Genomic DNA, 20168 nt, shown 5'->3' with positions numbered 1-20168 from the left:
TTAAGCCTCATCGCCCAAGATCTGCACTTGCTGACCAGGTACGACACGGTGCGCACCGGTGCGGATCAACTTTGTGCCTTCGGCAAAACTGCCTTGCACAAAAGCGCGGTCGCTTTGCTGAAACAACACCTCGACTGCGGCAGTCCGCACGATGTTGTCCTCGACGACCAGAACCGTCCAGATACTGCCAGAGCCTTGCTGCAACGCATCCAGCGTAACCCATGCGCCTTGCACTGGCACCGTGACATTAACCAGCAGAGTCGCAGTCTGGCCAAAGGTCAGCATCGCTTGGGTATCCAGCGCAAACAGTGCCGTCCGGGTGCGCGTTGTCGGGTCGATGTCGGGGCGTAGTTGCAGCAGCCGCGCTTGATGTTGTTGCCCTGCTGTTTCGATCTTCACGCCCTGCAGATCGGCCTCCATCAAACTGAGCGGCAGGCCCACGCGGACAATAGGATCGCCAATTTCAATCAGGGAAACGATCATCTGACCCGGACTAACCGTTTCAGACACCTCAACGTCCAGCGCGCCTACGCGCCCGTCAAATGGAGCACGCAGTTCGGACTTTTCAACGTTAATCGTGACACTCGTCAAACCTGCATCTATCTCCGCAATCCGGCTTACCAGCTCATCACGGGTCGCACGTGCTTGGTCCAGCGTTTCCTGGCTTGAGAATCCTTCGTCCAATAGTTGCTCTGCCCGGGTCAGCCGCGTTTCGGCAAACGTAAGCTGCGCGCGCGTGGCATCTTTCGATGCGGCCAATCGTTGCCGCTCGGCCTCCAACAAAGCCGTGTCCAGCCGCGCGATTACTGCGCCTTTGGTGACGCTTTCACCTTCATTAACGGTCAGCTCGGCCAACCGGCCACCCAACTCAAACGATAGGGCCGCATCTGCTGTCGCCTCAACCTGGCCCAGGAACCGGCGGGTCGTTGTGTAGTGATCCTCAAACTGAACGGATGAAACAGCGACAGCAGTCAGCGTCGCAGGTGTCGGAGGAGGTGTATTTTCGACGCGCTTGGCCAAGGCATCAGAACCAAACATCACCGCCCCAACCGCCATCGCGATTGCAAGAGCAGTTCCGACAATGACACCGATCCGACGCAGAATGCGCGATACTATTCCTTTTGACATAACTCACCCTCTCGCAATGTTAGCGCCTCTAACATATGTTAGAACTTCTCACTTTGACAAGTGTTACGGAGCATGAAAGAGATTGGATCATGAAAACTGAGCAGAATGCGCACAAACGCACATCTTATCATCACGGCGATTTAAGATCACAGCTTATCGAAGCCACGCGCCAATTGGTCGAAGAAAAAGGCCCCGATCACTTCTCTGTCTCAGAGGCCTGTCGCCGTGCGGGTGTATCGACGGCCGCGCCCTACAAGCATTTCAAGGACAAGACCGAGATGCTGCGCGAAGTGGCCGCCGCGGGTATGATCCGCCAGTCCGAGCAGATGTTGGCAGAGTTGGCCCCCACCCCGAAGGAACCCGGGAACGGATCATCGCACTGGGGCGAGTCTATATCCGGTTCGCCACAACCGAACCCGGCGTTTTCCGGCTGATGTTTACGTGGTCTGGCGAAACGGAAAAAGATGACGCGCTATATAATCTCGGCGATCAGAAATTCTCTGTCGTTCAGCTCGAGGTCGCGAAATGCCACGGGCGTACTGAGATCATTGATGATGACCGCCAAAGGGCCCTGATGCTGTGGAGCTTTGTGCACGGTCTGTCGTTCCTGAGCATTGATGGCAAGCTATCAGATGGCAAAATGCCCAAGGATTTGGAAACACTTCTCGTAGAGATTGCACGCCGGATCGTGCCCGAGGCAAGCTAACTGACTTGAGGTCGTATCTTAGCCTGCCTGCTCGGCCATCTGTTCTTCGCGCCGCTTACGGCACATCACGGCCCGTTTTGTTGTCAGCGATGCGATAATTGTTCCGATCGTCACCAAACCAATCAGTATGGTCGAAAGCGCGTTGATCTCGGGGCTGACGCCAAGGCGGATCGAACTGAACACCTTGATTGGCAGAGTGGTGGCCGATGGGCCAGCGACAAATGATGCAATCACAAGGTCATCAAGCGACAGCGTGAGGGCCAAAAGCCAGCCTGAGATCACAGCAGGCGCGATGATGGGCAGCGTGACGAGGCGAAATGCCTCGAACGGTGTACAGCCAAGGTCAAGCGCTGCCTCCTCAACCGACCGGTCGAAGCTGACCAAACGCGAGCTGACCACGACCGAGACATAGCACATTGAAAATGTTGCGTGGGCTAGGATGATCGTGAACAACCCACGATCCAATCCGATAGAGATGAAAAGCAGCAGCAACGATAAACCAGTGATCACTTCAGGCATAACCAAAGGCGCATAGATCATCCCTGAAAACAACGTGCGCCCAAAGAACCGCCCACCGCGGACCAGCACATAGGCCCCCATCGTACCAAGGATGGTCGCAATGATGGACGAGAAGAAACCAACCTTAAACGTGACCCAAGCCGCATCAAGGAAGGCTTCATTTTGAAACAGCTCACCATACCATTTCGTCGAAAAGCCACCCCAGACGGTGACCAGGCGGCTTTCGTTAAAGCTGTAGATGATGACCACGATCATCGGAATATATAGGAAGGCAAACCCCAACGTCAGCGAGGTCGCATTGAACCATGTCAGCCGCCTCATGTCTCGGCCTCCAACTGTCTTTGTTCGTTGCGCTGATAGAGGACGATGGGGATGATCAGGATCAAGAGCAGGATGACGGCAACCGCACCGGCAACCGGCCAGTCACGATTGGCGAAGAACTCTTCGTAAAGGACCTTGCCAATCATCAGCGTCTCTGACCCGCCGAGCAGTGATGGGATCACAAACTCGCCCAGCGCAGGTATGAAGACGAGGAAACAGCCCGCGATGATACCCGCCTTGGACAGCGGGACAGTAATGCGCCAGAACGCCTCGGTCCGCGAACACCCTAAATCCTCTGCCGCTTCCAGCAGCGAGCCGTCTAGTTTGATCAGCGTCGCATAGATCGGCAGGATCATGAACGGGCAGTAGGTATAGACAATGCCGATATAGACCGCGACATTGGTGTTCAGGATCGTCAGCGGTTCGTTGATCACCCCCAGCCACATCAGGAACTGGTTCAGCATCCCCTCCTGGCTAAGAATACCAATCAGGGAATACACCCGGATCAAAAAGCTGGTCCAGAACGGCAGGATCACCAAGAGCATCAGGGTCGGCTGCCATTCCTTTGGCGCGTTCGCCATACCATAAGCAATGGGAAAGCCGATCATCAGGCAGATGAAGGTTGAGATAAAGGCAATCTGGACGCTGGATAGATAGCTTTTCCAATAGAGATCATCGGTGGCCAGAAACTCAAAATTCTCAAAGTCGAGCTGCGACAGCATATCCCTGAAACCCGCCCAACCCTCGGACAGTTCCAGCGTCGGCGTATAGGGCGGGATCGACAGGGCGATGTCTGACAGCGATATCTTAAAGACGATCAGGAAGGGGACCAGAAACAGCCCCAACAGCCAGAAATAGGGCACCGCGATCAGAGAGAAACGACGCAGGTTCATCAGTTCTCCAACACGATGCCAGCGGTGTCGGTCCATGATAGCCAGACCTCATCTTCCCATGTAAACGGGCGGCGGGCGCGTCTGCGTGAATTGGCGGTCTGGGCCTTGATCACGATCCCATTGGGCAGTTGCACATGATAGGTTGAAAGGTTGCCGAGGTAGGCAATGTCCAAGACCTTGCCTTGCACGACATTGTTCCGGTCCGTGGGCTTCTCGGCCGAAATCGCCACCTTTTCAGGCCGGATCGCAAAGCTGACCTTGCCGTCATCGATCGGTTTCGACGGCGTCCCGATGATTGGTGGCCGCCCTTCGGCCCAACTGATGGCCATAGCATCGCCCTGCGCCTTGCCGTGACCTTCGATGATGTTCACGTCACCGATAAAGTCGGCCACATAGGTACTGTTGGGCGCTTCATAGATGCGGTCAGGCGTATCCACCTGTTTCAACTTGCCATGATCCATCACCGCCACGCGGGACGCGACGGTCATCGCTTCTTCCTGATCATGGGTGACGACCACAAAGGTGGTGCCAGTCTTTTCCTGAATATCCATCAGTTCAAACTGCGTATCCTGACGCAGCTTTTTGTCGAGCGCAGACAGAGGCTCATCCAGCAACAGGAGTTTCGGTGCTTTGGCCAGTGAGCGGGCCAAGGCCACGCGCTGGCGCTGACCACCCGAAATCTGCTCTGGCTTGCGCTGGCCAAATTTTTCAATCTGCACCAGACGCAGCATTTCTTTCACCCGCGCATCAATCTGCTCTTTGGGCAGCTTGTCGCGTTTCAGGCCAAAGGCAATGTTGTCGTAAACGGTCAGATGCGGAAACAGCGCGTATGACTGGAACATCATGTTCACGCTGCGCTTGTTTGGGGGGATGGGCGAAATGTCCTGCCCATCCAGCATGATCGTGCCAGAAGTCGGTGTCTCAAACCCGGCCAACATCCGCATCATCGTCGTCTTGCCGCAACCCGAGGGACCAAGAAGCGCGAAGAACTCTTTTTCAAAGATATCAATGCTCAGATCATCAATCGCGGTAAAGCTGCCAAAGCTTTTGGTCACATTGCGAAACTGGATCAGGGGTTTTGCGGCAGGATCGTTCCAAGGCTCAAATGCGGTTTCGGGCATAGGGAATGGGGCCTCGGGTCTGCGTTCTTCAGTAAGAACCCCGGCCCACCATCGTGGACCGGGGCTGTCGATATCTTAGGTGCCGGACTTAATACGTGTCCACATCCGTGTGACAAAGCGCTGTGACCGCGCATCGTAAGGTGTGGTTGTATAAAGTGTCTCAAGCGTGGCCGCGTCCGGGTAAATCGCCAGATCACCAATCACGTCCTCAAGCAGCAATGGTTGCGAGGCAACGTTGCCGTTTGCATAGTAAACATAGTTGGATGCCGCTGCCATGTTCTCTGCATCAAGGATGAAATCAAGGAATGCATGGGCACCCTCTGGGTTTGGCGCATCGACCGGAATGGCCATCTGGTCGAACCACATCAGCGCACCTTCAACAGGGGCATTGTAGGCAATCTCAACACCGTTGTCGGCTTCCCAAGCGCGGTCGCGCGATTGCAGAATGTCACCGGACCAACCGAAGGCAACACAGATATCACCGTTGGCAAGCGCCGAGATGTATTCAGAGCTATGGTACTTCTGTACGAAAGGACGCACGGCAGACAGAACCGGCTCTGCCTTTGCGAGCGTTTCTTCATCCTTCGCATCGGGATCTTCACCAATGTACTGCAATGCAGCAGGGATCAGCTCGGTCGGGGCATCAAGGAAATGCACGCCGCATGCCGCGAGTTTTTCCATGTTTGCAGGATCAAAGATCAGATCGAGCGACCCCATTGGCGCATCTTCGCCCAGAATTTCCTGAACCTTACCGACATTCACACCGATCCCGGTGGTGCCCCACATGTAGTTAATAGAGTACTGCCCACCGGGGTCGTATGTCTCGGTGCGCGCCTGCACGACATCCCAAAGGTTGCCAGAGTTGCTCAGCATCGCAGGGTCAAGTTTCTGGAATGCACCTGCGGCGATCTGGCGCTGAAGGAACGTGGCAGACGGAACCACCACGTCATAGCCGGACCCCCCGCAAGCAACTTGGTCTCCAGCACTTCGTTGCTGTCGAAGACGTCGTAGATTAGTTCGTACCCCGTCTCTTCCTCAAACTTAGTCAGCAGGTCTTCGTCGATATAATCTGACCAGTTGTAGACCCGTACCTCTTCCGCCCAACCTGCCTGAGCAGCAAGCAAAACCGCGGCAAGCGCGGTGCAGGATTTCGTTTTGAGCATGTAAACCTCCGTTGGATTGTCCCCTAATCGCAAATAGCTTTGATCAAATCATACATCTTTGCAATCCTGTTGTTGGAATTTGATAGGTTTTGACAACCTAAAGGCTTTGTGAAATCCAATATGCCTTGGAGGCGGGCATCAGAATGAACCAATTGGTCACGAAAAAGCCGGAACACGAAACCATCTATCTTCGGGTGAAAGAGATGATTCTGTTTGGTGAGGTGGTCCCGGGCCAACCTGTCACCATACACGGATTGGCCGAATCTATCGGGACCGGCGTAACCCCAGCACGTGAAGCGATCAGGCGCCTGACCGCCGAGGGCGCATTGGTCACCCGCGAAAACCGCCGGATCGAAGTGCCAGAAATGACCGCGCACAGGCTGCAACAGATCGAGCTGGTGCGCCTGACAGTCGAACCCGCGCTGGCGCAGATGGCGGAAAAACACTGTAAAAAAAGCAATGTCGCAGAGCTGGAGCGACTTGATGCACAGGTCGATGCGGCGATTCAGATCGGCGACGTGCGTGGATATCTTGAGGCCAACTATCGGTTTCACTTCTATCTTTATGGCCTCGCTGACGCGCAGATTCTGCGGCGGATTGCCGAAACACTTTGGCTGCGGATCGGTCCATCCCTGCGGGTCGTTTGCGGGCGATATGGCACAGCGAATCTGGTCGACCATCACCGCGCGGCCACTCAGGCACTGCGAAATGGGGATGCAGTGGCAACGCAGGAAGCCATCGCCGAAGACATCCGACAAGGGATGGAATTCGTGCGTCAGACAGCCGTCAATGAACATGCGTCTAGCGATCCTATCGACACCAATTGACTATTTCGAATCTTTTGATCAAATTATTGAGAACGGGCTTTGAAACGCCCTGACGCCAGCGCAGGAGCCACCCATGTCGTCACCTCATTCCGCAAACTGGCAAGACAATCTGTCAGAGGAATTCGTTGCCTACGCAAAAGGCGAAAAAATCGACGGGGTTGAATGCATCATCCCTGATCTGGTTGGCACATCGCGCGGCAAAACGATGCCGACGGTGAAGTTTCAGCCTGACGCAGAAATGGCCCTGCCCATCTCGTTGTTTTACCAGACGATTTCCGGTGAATACGTCGACATGGAAATCGAAAACCAATGGCTGGAAAAGGACGTCGTGCTCAAGCCCGACATGGCCACAGCCTGCGCCATCCCGTGGGCTGATGATGTGTCATTGCAGGTGATCTGCGACATGTTCAACCGCGACGGGACACCGCTTTCCATCGCACCGCGGACGATTCTGAAAAACGTCATTCAGGCCTATGCCGACAAAGGCTGGACCCCAGTGATTGCGCCCGAGTTGGAATTCTACCTGACGACCCCCAACCTCGACCCCAACGACCCTATCGAAACCCCGGTCGGCCGGACAGGCCGGAAGGTGCCCAGCCGTCAGGTCTATTCCATGGTGGCCGTGGATGAATACGGTCCTGTCATTGACACCATCTATGACTATGCCGAACATCAGGGCCTTGCCATTGACACGCTGATCCAGGAAGGCGGCGCAGGCCAGATCGAGATCAACCTGATGCACGGCGATCCGCTGCATTTGGCGGATCAGGTGTTCTACTTCAAACGAACGATCCGCGAGGCTGCGCTGAAGAACAACGTCTTTGCGACATTCATGGCCAAGCCCAAACGTGATGAACCAGGCAGCGCGATGCACGTGCATCAAAGCATCGTCGACACCTCTGGCCAGAACATTTTTTCCAACCCTGACGGATCCGAAACCGATTTGTTCCGCTGGTTCATCGGTGGGTCGCAGAAATACCTGATGCAGATCATTCCGCTGTTGGCACCTTACGTAAACTCCTATCGCCGCATCACCGTCGACGGGCAAAGCGCGCTTAGCCAATCTGGAATGGGCGACGGACAACCGCACGACCGGGCTGCGTGTGCCGCATTCTGAGCCCGAAGCACGCCGCCTCGAAAACCGTGTCATCGGCATGGACTGCAACCCGTACATCGCGATCGCCGCGTCATTGGCCTGCGGTTATCTGGGCATGCTCAATCGGGTCGAGCCCCGCGCTGAAGCCACCAAAGAGGTTTGGGAGGCCGATGTCCCCCTGCCCGCCAGCCTGCGCGAAGCGCTGGAGTACTTCGAAGAGGCAAAGGACATCCGCACGCTTTTGGGCGAGGAATTCTGCCGTCTCTACGAGCAAATCAAACAAGCCGAAAACGAAGAGTACCAGCGCGAAATCTCGCCCTGGGAACGCCGCCACCTTCTTTTAAACGTCTGATCAGAGGTCACAGCCCATGAACGTGCTCACGAATTATCCCCCGACCGAAGAATTGCAGGCGCTGGACGCCGCCCATCATCTGCATCCCTTTAGCCACGCCAACGCTTTGGCAGAAAAAGGGTCACGGGTGATCACCTCTGCCAAGGGTGTCTGGTTGAAAGACAGTGATGGCGAAGAGATTATCGACGGCATGGCGGGCCTTTGGTGTGTGAACATCGGGTATGGCCGCGATGAGTTGGCCGAGGCCGCAGCGCGCCAGATGAAGGAGCTGCCGTACTACAACACGTTCTTTCAAACGACCCATGTTCCGGCGCTGATGTTGGCCAAGAAACTGGCCGAGCTGGCACCTGAAAACTTGAACCATGTGTTCTTTGCAAGTGGCGGTTCTGACGCCAACGACACCAATATCCGCCTGGTGCGCACCTATTGGGCGGAGAAAGGGCAGCCAGATCGTGACGTGATCATCTCGCGCTGGAACGCCTATCACGGCTCGACCATTGGCGGCACATCGCTGGGCGGCATGAAGGGCATGCATGGCCAAGGCAGCTTGCCTATTGCGGGCATTGAATTCATTGATCAGCCCAACTGGTGGGCCGAAGGCGGCGATATGACGCCCGAAGAGTTCGGGCTCGAGCGCGCGCGCCAATTGGAAGAAAAGATCAAGGAAATCGGACCTGAAAAGGTCGGCGCTTTCATCGCCGAACCCATTCAGGGTGCCGGTGGTGTCATTGTGCCTCCAGAAACATATTGGCCCGAAATCCAGCGGATTGTGAAGAAGTATGGCATCCTGTTGATCGCCGATGAAGTGATCTGCGGCTTTGGGCGCACCGGCAATTGGTTCGGGTCTCAGACGGTCGGGATCACGCCTGATATCATGACAATCGCCAAAGGTCTCAGCTCTGGCTACATCCCTATCGGCGGGTCCATCGTTTCGGATGAGGTCGCCGCCGTGCTGCGCGAGACTGAATTCAACCATGGATACACCTATTCGGGGCACCCTGTGGCTTGTGCCGTCGCCTTGGAAAACCTGCGTATTCTGGAAGAGGAAGGCATGGTCGATAACATCCGCGATGTGACCGCGCCCTACCTGAAAGACAAATGGGAAGCGCTGGCTGATCATCCGCTGGTGGGCGAGGCGAAAATTGTTGGTATGATGGCCTCGGTCGCGTTGACACCAGACAAAGCGACGCGTGCAGCCTTCCCTGATCCCGGTACAGTGGGTTTCATCTGTCGTGACCGTTGTTTTGCCAACAACGTCATCATGCGCAGCGTCGGCGACCGCATGATCATCTCGCCTCCTTTGTCGATCACCTGTGATGAGATTGACATCCTGATGGAGCGGGCGCGCAAGTCACTGGACGAATGCTACGAAATACTGAAGGCCGATGACCTGCTGAAGGCGGGCTGATGGATCTGCTGACAGCCAATGATCGGCAAGGCGAGTACCCGCCGTCTTACTACGCCGCAACGGCAGAGCATTTGGATCGTTTTCCAGCGGCGGCGGGTGAGATCACCTGTGATATTTGCGTTGTGGGTGCCGGGTTCACCGGCCTGTCGACCGCTTACCACCTGACTCAGCGCGGCTATGACGTGGTCGTGCTGGATGCCCAGCGCGTTGGCTTTGGTGCCTCGGGGCGCAACGGCGGTCAGGCCAGTGTCGGTCAACGCCGCGATCAGGAAGAGCTTGAGGCGATGGTGGGTGACAGCCATGCCCGCCAGCTTTGGGACATCGGCTGCGAGGCTGTCGATCTGGTCCGCAGTCTTTGTGCCAAGGATGAAGTCCGCACCGCGTTCCATCCCGGCATCTTCCATACGGTGCACCGCAAACGCGACCATGTGCACAACCACGACTTTGTCGCGCATATGCAGGACAAATACGGCTACGACAAAATCAGCGTGCTGGAACCAGACGCCTGCCGCGAGATTGTCAATTCACCCGCATATCACGGCGGCACATTGGATATGGGGTCGGGGCATGTGAACCCGTTGGAACTGGTGCTGGGGTTGGCGCGGTTGGCAACAAAGGCAGGCGCGCGGATCTTTGAAGGGTCAAAAGTAAACAACATAGCTGAGGGGGACCCGGCAACAGTCAGCACCGATCAGGCCACAATCAAAGCGCGTTTTGTTGTGCTTGGGTGCAACGGCTATTTGGGTAAGATGCACAAACACGTGGCGGCACGGGTTATGCCGATTAACAACTTCATCGTTTCAACCGCGCCGATGTCGCCTGAACAGCAAGACAGCATCATCCGCAACAACTATGCAGTGGCGGATAGCAAATTCGTCGTAAACTACTTTCGGTTCTCAGATGATCATCGGCTGCTTTTTGGAGGAACCGAAACCTATGGCTACCAGTTTCCCAGCGATATCGCAGGTGCCGTCCGCAAGCCGCTAACTCAGATTTTTCCCCAGCTTAAGGACGTCGAAATTGACCATGCCTGGGGCGGTACACTCGGGATCACCATGAATCGCATGCCGCATTATGAACGGATCAACGGCAACATCCTGACGATGTCAGGGTTTTCAGGATCAGGCGTGGCGATGGGCACAATGTCTGGCCAGATTGCAGCCGAAGCGATTGCGGGACAGGCCGAAAAGTTCGATATCATGGCAAAGGTTCCGACGTTTCCCTTCCCTGGCGGCCCAGCCCTGCGTTCGCCCCTACTTATCCTTGCGATGCTATGGTATAGCTTGCGTGACAGATTGTAGCGATTATCACATTGCTGGTGATATGACTGGATAGGCCTTGTGCTTGTCCAACCAGAGCGTTTTTATAGGCGAGATTTTGCTAGACCAGCTTTATTGGCTGGTTTTCTAGCATTGAGGTGCAATAATTTGATACCAATTTCCGATATTTTAAGACTGTTTGCGCAAACAAAGTCTGATTCCTGGCCTAATTCCGGCCCTAATTTCACCCGAATATCCGTTTATCAAGCGGGGTAAGTGGTGTGAAAGGTATGTTATGATGAAGAACACAACGCAATCTATGGACCCAAACGAGGCCGCACAGGCTTTTTTCGGGCAAGATGATGCATCTTTCAGCAAGATGTTGGACCAACTCACAGCCAACGACCCCCGCCTTAAGGCGGTTTTTCAGCGGACACGGCAGCGGTTCCTGGAAAAGCAAAACAGCTAATCCCAATCAGACAGGACATAGCCTTGCGCTAGCCGCTGCGATACCACGGCGCGCAACTGCTTCAAACCGTCCAAATTCAATGAAAACAGCTTGACCTTTCGGCCCTCGACAGGTTGAACAACCCCCAGACTTTTCCAAGGAATATGGGCGGTTTTCATATGGACGACCAGAACAAGAACCTCATCATGGCGACGGTGCTCAGCTTTGCCGTCATCGTTGCGTGGACCACACTGTTCCCGCCAGAGGATCTGCCAGTCGATCCAGCGACAGAAACCGCGCAAACGCTCGACGATCCGACCTTACCTGCCGCAGACCCCGTCGCACCCGCGGCAACAACACCCACAGAAGCGCCTGAGCCCGCCGCCGAAGCACCACGCGTAGCGATCGAAACCGGCGAGTTCAGTGGCTCAATCTCATTGTTGGGCGGTCGGATTGATGATCTGGCGCTCACCAACTACCGCGAAACGATTGACGACGATGCAGAAGTTGTGCGTCTGCTGAAGCCCGTCGGCGAACCGGGTGCCTACTTTGCCGCTTTCGGTTGGACAGCAACAGATGGGCTGGATGCGACCGCTGTACCGGGCCCCGATACGCTTTGGTCACTGGAAAGCGGCAACACCCTGACCCCCGACAGTTCTGTTACCCTGTCTTGGGACAACGGCGCTAAGCCAAATCTTTCGCACCGAAATTGCGGTCGATGACGCCTTCATGTTCACCTTCGCGCAAAGCGTCGAAAACGCGACCAGTAACCCGGTCTCTGCACGCCCCTACGGCTTGCTGCGCCGCCATGGGCAACCGGACGACCTCAAGAATTTCTTTATCCTGCACGAAGGCATGGTGCGGATGACCGACGGAGAGCTGGAAGAGACCGGCTATGACGATATCACCGAATACGCCGTTGACCCACGCGAACGCACGCAAGCCGAACGGCTGAATGTGACCGACAGCGGTTGGATCGGTTACACCGATCATTACTGGATGACGACGTTGATCCCCGAACAGGGCGTCTCATTCCGCTCAACCTCAAAATACTTCGATAGCCGCGATCTTTATCAAGCAGAAGCTGTGATGCCGATTGAGACCGTTGCCGCAGGCGAGACTGCCACAGTCACAACCCGCCTGTTTGCTGGTGCCAAGGAATGGGAAGCAATCCGCAACTACGAACGCGAAGGCGGTGTCGGTGGTTTCCTTGATAGCATCGACTGGGGTTGGTTCTTCTTTCTGACCAAGCCGATCTTTGCACTGCTGCACTACCTCAACATCGTGATTGGCAACATGGGTTGGTCCATTCTAGCGCTGACTGTGATCCTGAAAATCATCGTGCTGCCGTTGGCCTATAAGTCCTACGTCTCGATGGCCAAGATGAAAGAGCTGCAGCCAGAGATGGAAAAGCTCAAGGAAAAGACAGGCGACGACAAGCAAGCCATGCAGCAGGGCATGATGAAGCTTTACAAGGATAACAAAGTGAACCCTGCTGCGGGTTGTCTGCCGATCCTGTTGCAAATCCCGATCTTCTTTTCGCTCTACAAAGTGATCTTCGTCACCATCGAATTGCGACACGCCCCTTGGCTTGGCTGGATCAAAGACCTTTCCGCACCTGACCCATCGTCGTTTATCAACCTCTTTGGCCTACTGCCCTTCGCAGCCCCAGATCCAAATTCAATTCTGTCGCTGATCTTTATCGGTATCCTGCCAATCCTGCTGGGTGTTTCCATGTGGTTGCAGCAGAAACTGAACCCGGCCCCAACGGACCCGACACAGCAAATGATCTTCGCATGGATGCCATGGGTCTTCATGTTTATGCTGGGCTCTTTCGCATCTGGCCTAGTGCTGTATTGGATCGCCAACAACGTGATTACCTTCGTGCAACAGTACGCCATCATGCGCAGCCATGGGGCAAAGCCGGATGTTTTTGGCAACATCAAGGCCAGCATCAAAAAGAAAGCGCCAACCGCCGAGGCCGACAAGAAAGAGGGCAAATAGATGCCACGTGTCGCCGCGCTGTGGCGGCACCCCATCAAAAGCCACGGACGCGAGGCGCTGGATCAGGTGACGCTGGTCACAGGGCAGACGATGCCTTGGGATCGAGCGTGGGCTGTTACGCATGAGCGATCCAAGTTTGACGCAGATACCCCCGCTTGGGTTAGCTGTCGGAACTTCATGATCGGGGTCAGTACGCCCGGACTGGCCGGTATCTGGGCAAGGTTTGATGAGGCAACAGGTATCATGCACCTGCGTCACGACGTGCTGGGCGAGATCAGCTTTAACCCGGACAATCGCGATGATGCGGCACGCTTTATCGCATGGGTCCGCCCACTTTGCCCCCCAGAAAAGTTCCAGCCAACAGGGCTTGCGAAAGTGCCTGATCGGGGGATGACAGACAGTGACTACCCTTCCGTATCCATCATGACCCAGTCCAGCCACAATGCTGTATCCCAGAAACTGGGCCGCCCGCTCGAAATCGAGCGCTGGCGCGGTAACATCTGGCTTGATGGTGCGGGGCCTTGGGAAGAGCTGGAATGGATAGGCAAAGACGTCCAGATCGGCGAAGCGATCTTGCATGTCGTGGAACCAATCCAGCGCTGCAAGCACACGATGGCGAACCCCCGCACCGGCAAACGTGACGCCGATACGCTGGGCGCTTTGCGCGACGGCTGGAACCATCAGGATTTTGGCGTCTATGCCAAGGTGATCAAGGGCGGTAAAGTCACCCCGAATGACACGGCAAAGGTGGTCTGACATGGAGATGCGCTTTCCCGAAGTGGAAGAGCCTGACGCGCAAGCGCTCGAAAAAGGCCGCCTGTTGTTTGCGGGTGAAACCGACTTTGTCAAAGGCGTCGTCGCTATGGATGGGCTGCCACCAGCGGACCGGGTCGAGGTGTGCTTTGCTGGCCGTTCCAACGTCGGCAAATCATCCCTGATCAACGCGCTGACGGGACGCAGGGGCTTGGCGCGCGCGTCTAACACGCCAGGGCGCACGCAAGAGATCAACTTTTTCACCGCAGGCGACATCTATGTGGTCGATTTGCCCGGATACGGCTTTGCCAACGCACCCGTCGCAGTCGTCGAAAAATGGCAACGGTTGCTCAAACAATACCTGCAAGGGCGGCAAACGCTGCGCCGGGTTTTTGTATTAATTGACGCACGGCACGGGGCCAAGGCTGTAGACGAAGAAATCATGTCACTGCTCGACAGCGCCGCGGTCACCTTTCAGGTGGTCATGACCAAGGTCGACAAGCTGAAAGGCGATGCCCTGCAAGCCTCGCTCGACAAAACACGCGCAGCACTGACCAAACACCCTGCCGCCTTTCCCGAACTAATCCTAACGTCGTCTGAGAAAGGCGACGGCATCAAGACGCTGCGCGCCGTCATTGCGGGCATCCAATGAAGACAAGGACCCAAGACATGAACCGTGATTGGATCGCCACCGCCCGGACCCTCAGCGAAGCCCTGCCCTACATGCAGCGCTATGCCGGTGCGACAGTAGTGATCAAACTGGGCGGACATGCCATGGGCAGCGATGAAGCCATGCGCGGCTTTGCCCGCGACGTGGTACTGATGCGGCAAGTTGGGCTGAATCCAGTGATCGTCCATGGCGGCGGGCCAATGATCAACGAAATGCTGGACAAGCTGGATATCCAATCCACGTTCGTGAATGGCAAGCGCGTGACCAATCAGGCGACGATGGATGTAGTCGAAATGGTGCTCTCCGGTCAGGTGAACAACCGCCTTGTGCAAGCGATCTGCGAAGAAGGGGGCAAGGCGGTTGGGCTGTCGGGCAAGGACGCCAACCTGATTGTCTGCAAGCAAACGCACGCGGACCTCGGCTTTGTCGGCACGCCTTCGACGGTGGACCCCACCATCCTACGCGACCTGCACGCCGCCCATGCAATCCCGGTGATTGCCCCTCTTGGCATGGGCCGTGATGGCGAGACCTTTAACATCAATGGCGATACAGCCGCCGGGGCCATAGCAGGCGCGCTGAAGGCCGACCGTCTTTTGTTGCTGACAGATGTCGAGGGCGTAAAGGACAAATCAGGCGAAGTCCTGACCGAGATTGACCCCAAGATTATCCCTGACCTTATCGCCGATGGCACCATCGCGGGCGGCATGATCCCCAAGACGGAAACCGCATTGGCCGCAATGAACGATGGTGTCCGCGCGGTGGTCATCCTTGACGGGCGCGCACCCAACGCCTGCCTGCTTGAGCTGTTCACCGATCACGGTGCAGGTTCGCTGATCCGCAGACCAAGGTCGTGATATCCTTACTTTGGCGCCCTGACTTCACCTGCTAGCATCTTGGCAGGAAAGTGGAGGCTCCTATGAAATCTATCACCCCCACCATCGCCTTTTGCATCGCGACCATCGCCCTGCCTGCTACTGCGGCGGTCGAAGAATGCATGGTCGACACCTGGATCGCCGACATGCGCGATATTGCAGATATGATGGCGTTGCAGATGCAAGGGACCGCGACACCTGTGAACGGCGAAGTGTCCATGCAGATTGCCGCTGACGGGCGCTTTACACTGCTCGCGGATGATATGATCATCAACGTGCAGGTGCCCAACGTCCCGCCTATGGATGTGAAAGTTGTTGGATATAGCGCTGGCCTGCTGGACGCCGCCGACAACACCTTCATGGCTGCAGTAAACGACTACAATCTGGTGGGGTCCGCCGATGTGCTTGGCCAAATGATGGAGATTCCATTTTCATCAGATACCGGGCTGGGTGGCGGCGGCATTGGCTGGTTTGAATGCGCGGGCGATACCTTGCGTTTTGAAGCGACGGTAGGCGGCGCAACAGACATCAATCGGATGCCTCGGCTCTGGCGCCGACGCTAGGCTCTGGCATTCCGACCCGCAGGGTCTAAAGTCATCCGCATGACACGCGACGCTTTGAGTGATGCTTTGTACCCTTTCGGGTTGCAGCGATTGGGGGATTGCCCGGACGGTGAACAGACGATCACTTTGATTGGCCCCGATGAGCCACGCTTTTGGTCCATTTTTCGCGACAGCCAGGAATTCAAAGACGGCGCAGTGCACCCGCTGGACCGATGGTCCTTACGCGTCGTCACACAGGTTGCCGAGATGCTGGATGCAGAACCGCTGTTCCCTTTCGGCGGCCCGCCCTACGCGCCATTTTTCACATGGGCCAAGCAGACCGGGCGGTTCTGGGCATCACCGATCGGGTTTCTGGTCCACGATGAAACAGGGCTGTTCACATCGTTCCGCGGTGCGCTGCGGTGGCAGAAACCCGCTAAGGTCGGGACCGGCCCCCAACCCTGCCTGTCCTGCGCCAAACCCTGTGCCACCGCCTGTCCTGTGGGCGCATTCAACGACGGCTACGACGTCGCCGCTTGCAAAGCTCATATAGCCTCACCGGCTGGCACTGACTGCCGGACCGCAGGATGCCTCGCGCGCCGCGCGTGCCCTGTGGGCCAAGGCACCCGCTTGCCCGCCCAAGCCGCATTCCATATGGAGGCCTTCTTGTGACCTTGCGCCTGATCCTGATCCGCCATGCAAAATCCAGTTGGAGCGATCCCTTTGCCGATGATCATGCACGGGTGCTGAACAAACGCGGGCACGCCTCTGCTACGGCAATTGGGACATGGATGGCTGAGCAAGGATATATGCCAGATCTGGTGCTCTGCTCGGACGCAACCCGGACACAAGAAACCGCAGACCTGATCTTGACGGCGCTCGGCTCCAGGCCAAACCTGCGTCTCTCTGGGGGCATCTACCATGCGGCACCGGATACGATCCTCGACATGGTGCGAAAGCAAACCGATCAGACAGTTGCTGTCATTGGTCACAACCCCGGGATTGGCATGCTGGCAAACGCATTGGTCCAAGCGGCGCCTGCACACCGCCGGTTCAGTGACTACCCGACCTGCGCGAGTACGGTGATTGATTTTGATGTAACCAGATGGGCCGAGGTTCAACCTCGTACCGGACGGTGTGAGGCGTTCGTGGTACCGCGTGATTTGATTGGGACCTCCGGCCAGGACATTGACTAACGAACAACCCGCCATGCATCGAAACGGGCTTCCGCAACGCGGAGTTGTATTTGGCCTTTGTCACAAACGGAAAGCATGGCTATAAGAGAAGGACATATGGAGGAATCACATGGTTAAAGCACTTAGCCATCTGATCGGGTCTCTAGGTTACCAGTCCATTTTTCCCAAGTTCGGCTCTGTCAGATCACTACCAACAGCAGTGAGCCCAGACACGCAGCCAATCACGATCCCGACTTTGCGGGTGCTGATGGAGCGCAGCAATGAACCCAACGGTGACCCCGTTTCGCTATCTGATCGCCACTAAAGCGCCATTGTCATCGGCGCATTTCCACCCATTCAGCGGTAACTGTTTATTTGTTTTTGGTGTGTACGATCCGTGACGATAGAAGAGGAAGCTGAGGCCCTTCGCGCTTAGCGATATGAACAAACAAAGAGAAATAACTTTGACCAATACAAACCAGCCTACGACAATCACAGACAACATCGGTTTCAAATCCCTCGTCGATGCATGGAAATACGCAGATGTTTGGGACAAATTTGACCTCATCTACGATACGCAACACGATGTTCCGCAGCGCTTGTGCGACTACACCATCATTCGCTGCGATGATCCGAACGAACAGTTTGGCATCTTGCTCAAAATGACGCCTTGCATCGCGCGCAACGGTGGGAGCAATGCCTATTTCGGGAAGAAGCTTTTGGCCAAAGTCAGGCTGAACTGACAGCGGATAAGCTTCGCAGCGGCCATAACCTTAATCCATCTGCAAAAAAGCCCCGGAAGAACCGGGGCTTTCTCATTGCGCCAGTTGGCGCGTGTTAGTGACCCAAAATCTGGCTCAGGAACAACTGTGTCCGGTCGGACTTGGGGTTGTTAAAGAACTCTTCTGGCTCGTTCTGTTCGACGATCTGGCCCTGGTCCATAAAGATCACGCGGTTCGCCACCTGACGGGCAAAACCCATCTCGTGCGTCACGCACAGCATGGTCATGCCTTCCTCGGCCAATGAGATCATGGTGTCCAACACCTCTTTGATCATTTCCGGGTCAAGCGCCGATGTCGGTTCGTCAAACAACATGATGCGTGGCTTCATGCAAAGCGAGCGGGCAATCGCCACACGCTGCTGCTGACCACCGGACAGCTGGCCGGGGTACTTGTCGGCCTGCTCGGGGATCTTGACCTTCTCAAGGAAGTGCATCGCCGTTTCTTCAGCTTCCTTCTTTGGCGTTTTACGCACCCAGATCGGGGCCAGCGTGCAGTTCTCAAGGATCGTCAGATGCGGGAACAGGTTGAAGTGCTGAAAGCACATGCCAACCTCTGACCGGATTTTGTCGATGTTCTTGAGGTCCGAGGACAGCAATGTGCCGTCCACGGTGATTTTGCCTTGCTGGTGTTCCTCCAGCGCGTTGATGCAGCGGATCAACGTGGATTTGCCGGACCCGGATGGGCCGCAGATCACGATCCGCTCGCCCTGATACACCGACAGGTCAATGTCGCGGAGCACGTGAAACGAGCCATACCATTTATTCATATTCTCAATGGTAATCGCCAGCTCGTCAGAGACTCTCATTTGTGTTGCTTCGGCCATAGTATAAGCCTCCTATCGGTGGTCGGTTGCGAGCCTGCGCTCCAACCATTGTGAGTATTGTGAAATGCCGTAGCAGACGACGAAGAACAGAACCGAGGCTGCCATGAACAGCTCCCAGTACACACCGTTCCAGTCGGTGGACGACAGAATGGGACCGCGGATCATGCCGACCAGATCGAACATCGAAATAACCGAAACCAGCGTGGTATCCTTGAACAGACCCACCGCGACGTTCACGATGCCCGGGATCGAGATCTTGAGCGCTTGCGGCAGGATGATCAGGCGCATCGCCTGCGCATAATCCAGACCGAGACTGTCAGCAGCCTCGTACTGGCCCTTGGGCAAAGCGGCCAAACCACCCCGGATCACCTCGGCGATATAAGCGGCCGAGAACATGGTGATCATGATAATCACGCGCAAGATCAGGTCGAATGTCGTGCCCGGTGGCAGGAAGAACGCCAAAACCACGTTTGCCACGAAAAGCAATGTGATCAGCGGCACGCCACGGATGAACTCGATGAAGATCACGCAAATCCACTTGATGATTGGCATATCCGACTGACGGCCCAGCGCCAGCACGATACCCAAGGGGAGCGACAGCGACACACAGACCACACCAAGGATCATGTTCAGCATAAAGCCACCCATGTTCCGCGATTGGACGGCTTCAAGGAATGGCTCTTCCGGGGCGATGGCCCCTACGATGAACCCACCGATATACCACGCGATAAACGCTGCAATCACGCCCCCTAAGAAGCCCATTGCAAAGCTGTCTTTCACGTAGCGTGTGTAGACCAGATAGCCCACGACAATGCCCGCAAGCGCGAACAGCGGAGTAAAGATCGTGCCACCCCAAATCAGCCAATAGGCGATGAAAGGATAAAGACCCGTGAAGATCAACAGCTTGCGTGGCAGGTCAAAGAACATGACCGGCGCTGCGGCTGCAAACAGTAGGATGAAAGCCAAACCCGGACGCCAGTAATGCTCAACCGGGTAGCTAAACCCGAACAATAACTGGTTCCAACGCTCTGAAATCACAGAGAAGCAAGCACCTGTGGCACCATCCAGAACCTCCCGACATTCCGCGAGAGAGTTTGTGTTCCAGATGCCGTTGATCATCCAAGGGGCGACAAAGGTCACCAACTGATAGATCACATAAAGCGACACCAGCGTCAGGATACCGCTTGGAATGCTTGAGAAGAGATTCTCGCGCGCCCACTTAATGGCTCCCGCTTCGCTGGCCGGTGGCGGCAGCTCTGGCAGGGTTTCTGTACGGACGAAAGCGACTGAGTTGTTATCTGACATA

The 20168-nt window shown here is 55.9% G+C and carries 19 protein-coding genes and 3 pseudogenes; 15 read left to right on the top strand and 7 right to left on the bottom strand.

Annotation, left to right across the window (positions count from 1 at the left end; translation table 11 throughout):
• Nucleotides 1–1128 (bottom strand): efflux RND transporter periplasmic adaptor subunit, encoded by a 1128-nt coding sequence (locus tag QTO30_RS15880; RefSeq protein WP_340425045.1) that lies wholly within the window; start codon nucleotides 1126–1128, stop codon nucleotides 1–3.
• Between the two features lie 89 nt (nucleotides 1129–1217).
• On the opposite strand from QTO30_RS15880, the gene QTO30_RS15875 reads away from it, so the two are divergent.
• Nucleotides 1218–1562, top strand: a complete 345-nt coding sequence (locus QTO30_RS15875; protein ID WP_340425044.1) for a TetR/AcrR family transcriptional regulator — start codon at nucleotides 1218–1220, stop codon at nucleotides 1560–1562.
• The gene (locus tag QTO30_RS15870) at nucleotides 1562–1834 is read left to right on the top strand and encodes a hypothetical protein (protein WP_340425043.1); all 273 of its coding nucleotides are present in this window, start codon (nucleotides 1562–1564) and stop codon (nucleotides 1832–1834) included. Before QTO30_RS15875 ends, QTO30_RS15870 begins: the two co-directional genes overlap by 1 nt.
• 18 nt (nucleotides 1835–1852) lie before the next feature.
• Here QTO30_RS15870 and QTO30_RS15865 read toward each other — a convergent pair whose 3' ends face one another.
• From QTO30_RS15865 to QTO30_RS15850, 4 genes and pseudogenes are all read right to left on the bottom strand, one after another.
• Nucleotides 1853–2674 (bottom strand): ABC transporter permease, encoded by an 822-nt coding sequence (locus QTO30_RS15865; RefSeq protein ID WP_340425042.1) that lies wholly within the window; start codon nucleotides 2672–2674, stop codon nucleotides 1853–1855.
• Complete coding sequence (locus tag QTO30_RS15860) at nucleotides 2671–3561, bottom strand: ABC transporter permease subunit (RefSeq protein WP_340425955.1); 891 nt, start codon at nucleotides 3559–3561, stop codon at nucleotides 2671–2673. Before QTO30_RS15860 ends, QTO30_RS15865 begins: the two co-directional genes overlap by 4 nt.
• Nucleotides 3562–3566: 5 nt before the next feature.
• On the bottom strand, nucleotides 3567–4688 hold the full coding sequence (locus QTO30_RS15855; protein WP_340425041.1) for an ABC transporter ATP-binding protein: 1122 nt from the start codon (nucleotides 4686–4688) through the stop codon (nucleotides 3567–3569).
• A gap of 75 nt (nucleotides 4689–4763) precedes the next feature.
• Nucleotides 4764–5851, bottom strand: a pseudogene (locus tag QTO30_RS15850) (polyamine ABC transporter substrate-binding protein).
• Between the two features lie 143 nt (nucleotides 5852–5994).
• On the opposite strand from QTO30_RS15850, the gene QTO30_RS15845 reads away from it, so the two are divergent.
• From QTO30_RS15845 to QTO30_RS15785, 13 genes and pseudogenes are all read left to right on the top strand, one after another.
• Nucleotides 5995–6678, top strand: a complete 684-nt coding sequence (locus QTO30_RS15845) for a GntR family transcriptional regulator (protein WP_340425040.1) — start codon at nucleotides 5995–5997, stop codon at nucleotides 6676–6678.
• A gap of 73 nt (nucleotides 6679–6751) precedes the next feature.
• A pseudogene (locus QTO30_RS15840) lies at nucleotides 6752–8126 on the top strand (glutamine synthetase family protein).
• Between the two features lie 16 nt (nucleotides 8127–8142).
• Nucleotides 8143–9534: an aspartate aminotransferase family protein gene (locus tag QTO30_RS15835; RefSeq protein ID WP_340425039.1), complete on the top strand. Its 1392-nt coding sequence runs from the start codon at nucleotides 8143–8145 to the stop codon at nucleotides 9532–9534.
• On the top strand, nucleotides 9534–10835 hold the full coding sequence (locus QTO30_RS15830; protein WP_340425038.1) for an NAD(P)/FAD-dependent oxidoreductase: 1302 nt from the start codon (nucleotides 9534–9536) through the stop codon (nucleotides 10833–10835). The genes QTO30_RS15835 and QTO30_RS15830 overlap by 1 nt, the downstream gene beginning before the upstream one ends.
• A 585-nt stretch (nucleotides 10836–11420) precedes the next feature.
• Nucleotides 11421–13245, top strand: a pseudogene (gene yidC, locus QTO30_RS15825) (membrane protein insertase YidC).
• Complete coding sequence (locus QTO30_RS15820; protein ID WP_340425037.1) at nucleotides 13246–14001, top strand: MOSC domain-containing protein; 756 nt, start codon at nucleotides 13246–13248, stop codon at nucleotides 13999–14001.
• Nucleotide 14002: 1 nt separating this feature from the next.
• Complete coding sequence (yihA, locus tag QTO30_RS15815) at nucleotides 14003–14650, top strand: ribosome biogenesis GTP-binding protein YihA/YsxC (protein WP_340425036.1); 648 nt, start codon at nucleotides 14003–14005, stop codon at nucleotides 14648–14650.
• Between the two features lie 17 nt (nucleotides 14651–14667).
• Complete coding sequence (gene argB / locus QTO30_RS15810) at nucleotides 14668–15522, top strand: acetylglutamate kinase (RefSeq protein WP_340425035.1); 855 nt, start codon at nucleotides 14668–14670, stop codon at nucleotides 15520–15522.
• Nucleotides 15523–15584: 62 nt separating this feature from the next.
• Nucleotides 15585–16103, top strand: a complete 519-nt coding sequence (locus tag QTO30_RS15805; RefSeq protein ID WP_340425034.1) for a hypothetical protein — start codon at nucleotides 15585–15587, stop codon at nucleotides 16101–16103.
• A 39-nt stretch (nucleotides 16104–16142) separates the two neighbouring features.
• Entirely contained in the window at nucleotides 16143–16754 is a 612-nt protein-coding gene (locus QTO30_RS15800) for a ferredoxin (RefSeq protein WP_340425033.1), read from the top strand.
• Nucleotides 16751–17278: a SixA phosphatase family protein gene (locus QTO30_RS15795; protein WP_340425032.1), complete on the top strand. Its 528-nt coding sequence runs from the start codon at nucleotides 16751–16753 to the stop codon at nucleotides 17276–17278. The genes QTO30_RS15800 and QTO30_RS15795 overlap by 4 nt, the downstream gene beginning before the upstream one ends.
• Nucleotides 17279–17387: 109 nt before the next feature.
• Nucleotides 17388–17582 carry a hypothetical protein gene (locus QTO30_RS15790; protein ID WP_340425031.1) on the top strand — a complete coding sequence of 65 codons (195 nt, stop codon included), beginning with the start codon at nucleotides 17388–17390 and terminating at the stop codon, nucleotides 17580–17582.
• 139 nt (nucleotides 17583–17721) lie between these two features.
• The gene (locus QTO30_RS15785; RefSeq protein ID WP_340425030.1) at nucleotides 17722–18000 is read left to right on the top strand and encodes a hypothetical protein; all 279 of its coding nucleotides are present in this window, start codon (nucleotides 17722–17724) and stop codon (nucleotides 17998–18000) included.
• 94 nt (nucleotides 18001–18094) lie between these two features.
• On the opposite strand, the gene QTO30_RS15780 is transcribed toward QTO30_RS15785, so the two are convergent.
• Both QTO30_RS15780 and QTO30_RS15775 read right to left on the bottom strand, forming a co-directional pair.
• Complete coding sequence (locus QTO30_RS15780; protein ID WP_340425029.1) at nucleotides 18095–18862, bottom strand: amino acid ABC transporter ATP-binding protein; 768 nt, start codon at nucleotides 18860–18862, stop codon at nucleotides 18095–18097.
• 12 nt (nucleotides 18863–18874) lie between these two features.
• A complete protein-coding gene (locus QTO30_RS15775; protein ID WP_340425028.1) occupies nucleotides 18875–20167 on the bottom strand; it encodes an amino acid ABC transporter permease in 1293 nt (430 codons plus the stop codon).
• Nucleotide 20168: the final 1 nt, after the last annotated feature.

Origin of the sequence: Yoonia sp. GPGPB17 (genome assembly GCF_037892195.1) — a bacterium.
Lineage (GTDB): Bacteria > Pseudomonadota > Alphaproteobacteria > Rhodobacterales > Rhodobacteraceae > Yoonia.
Note: the sequence above shows the minus strand (reverse complement) of the source record. Positions and strands in the feature narration are given on the sequence as shown.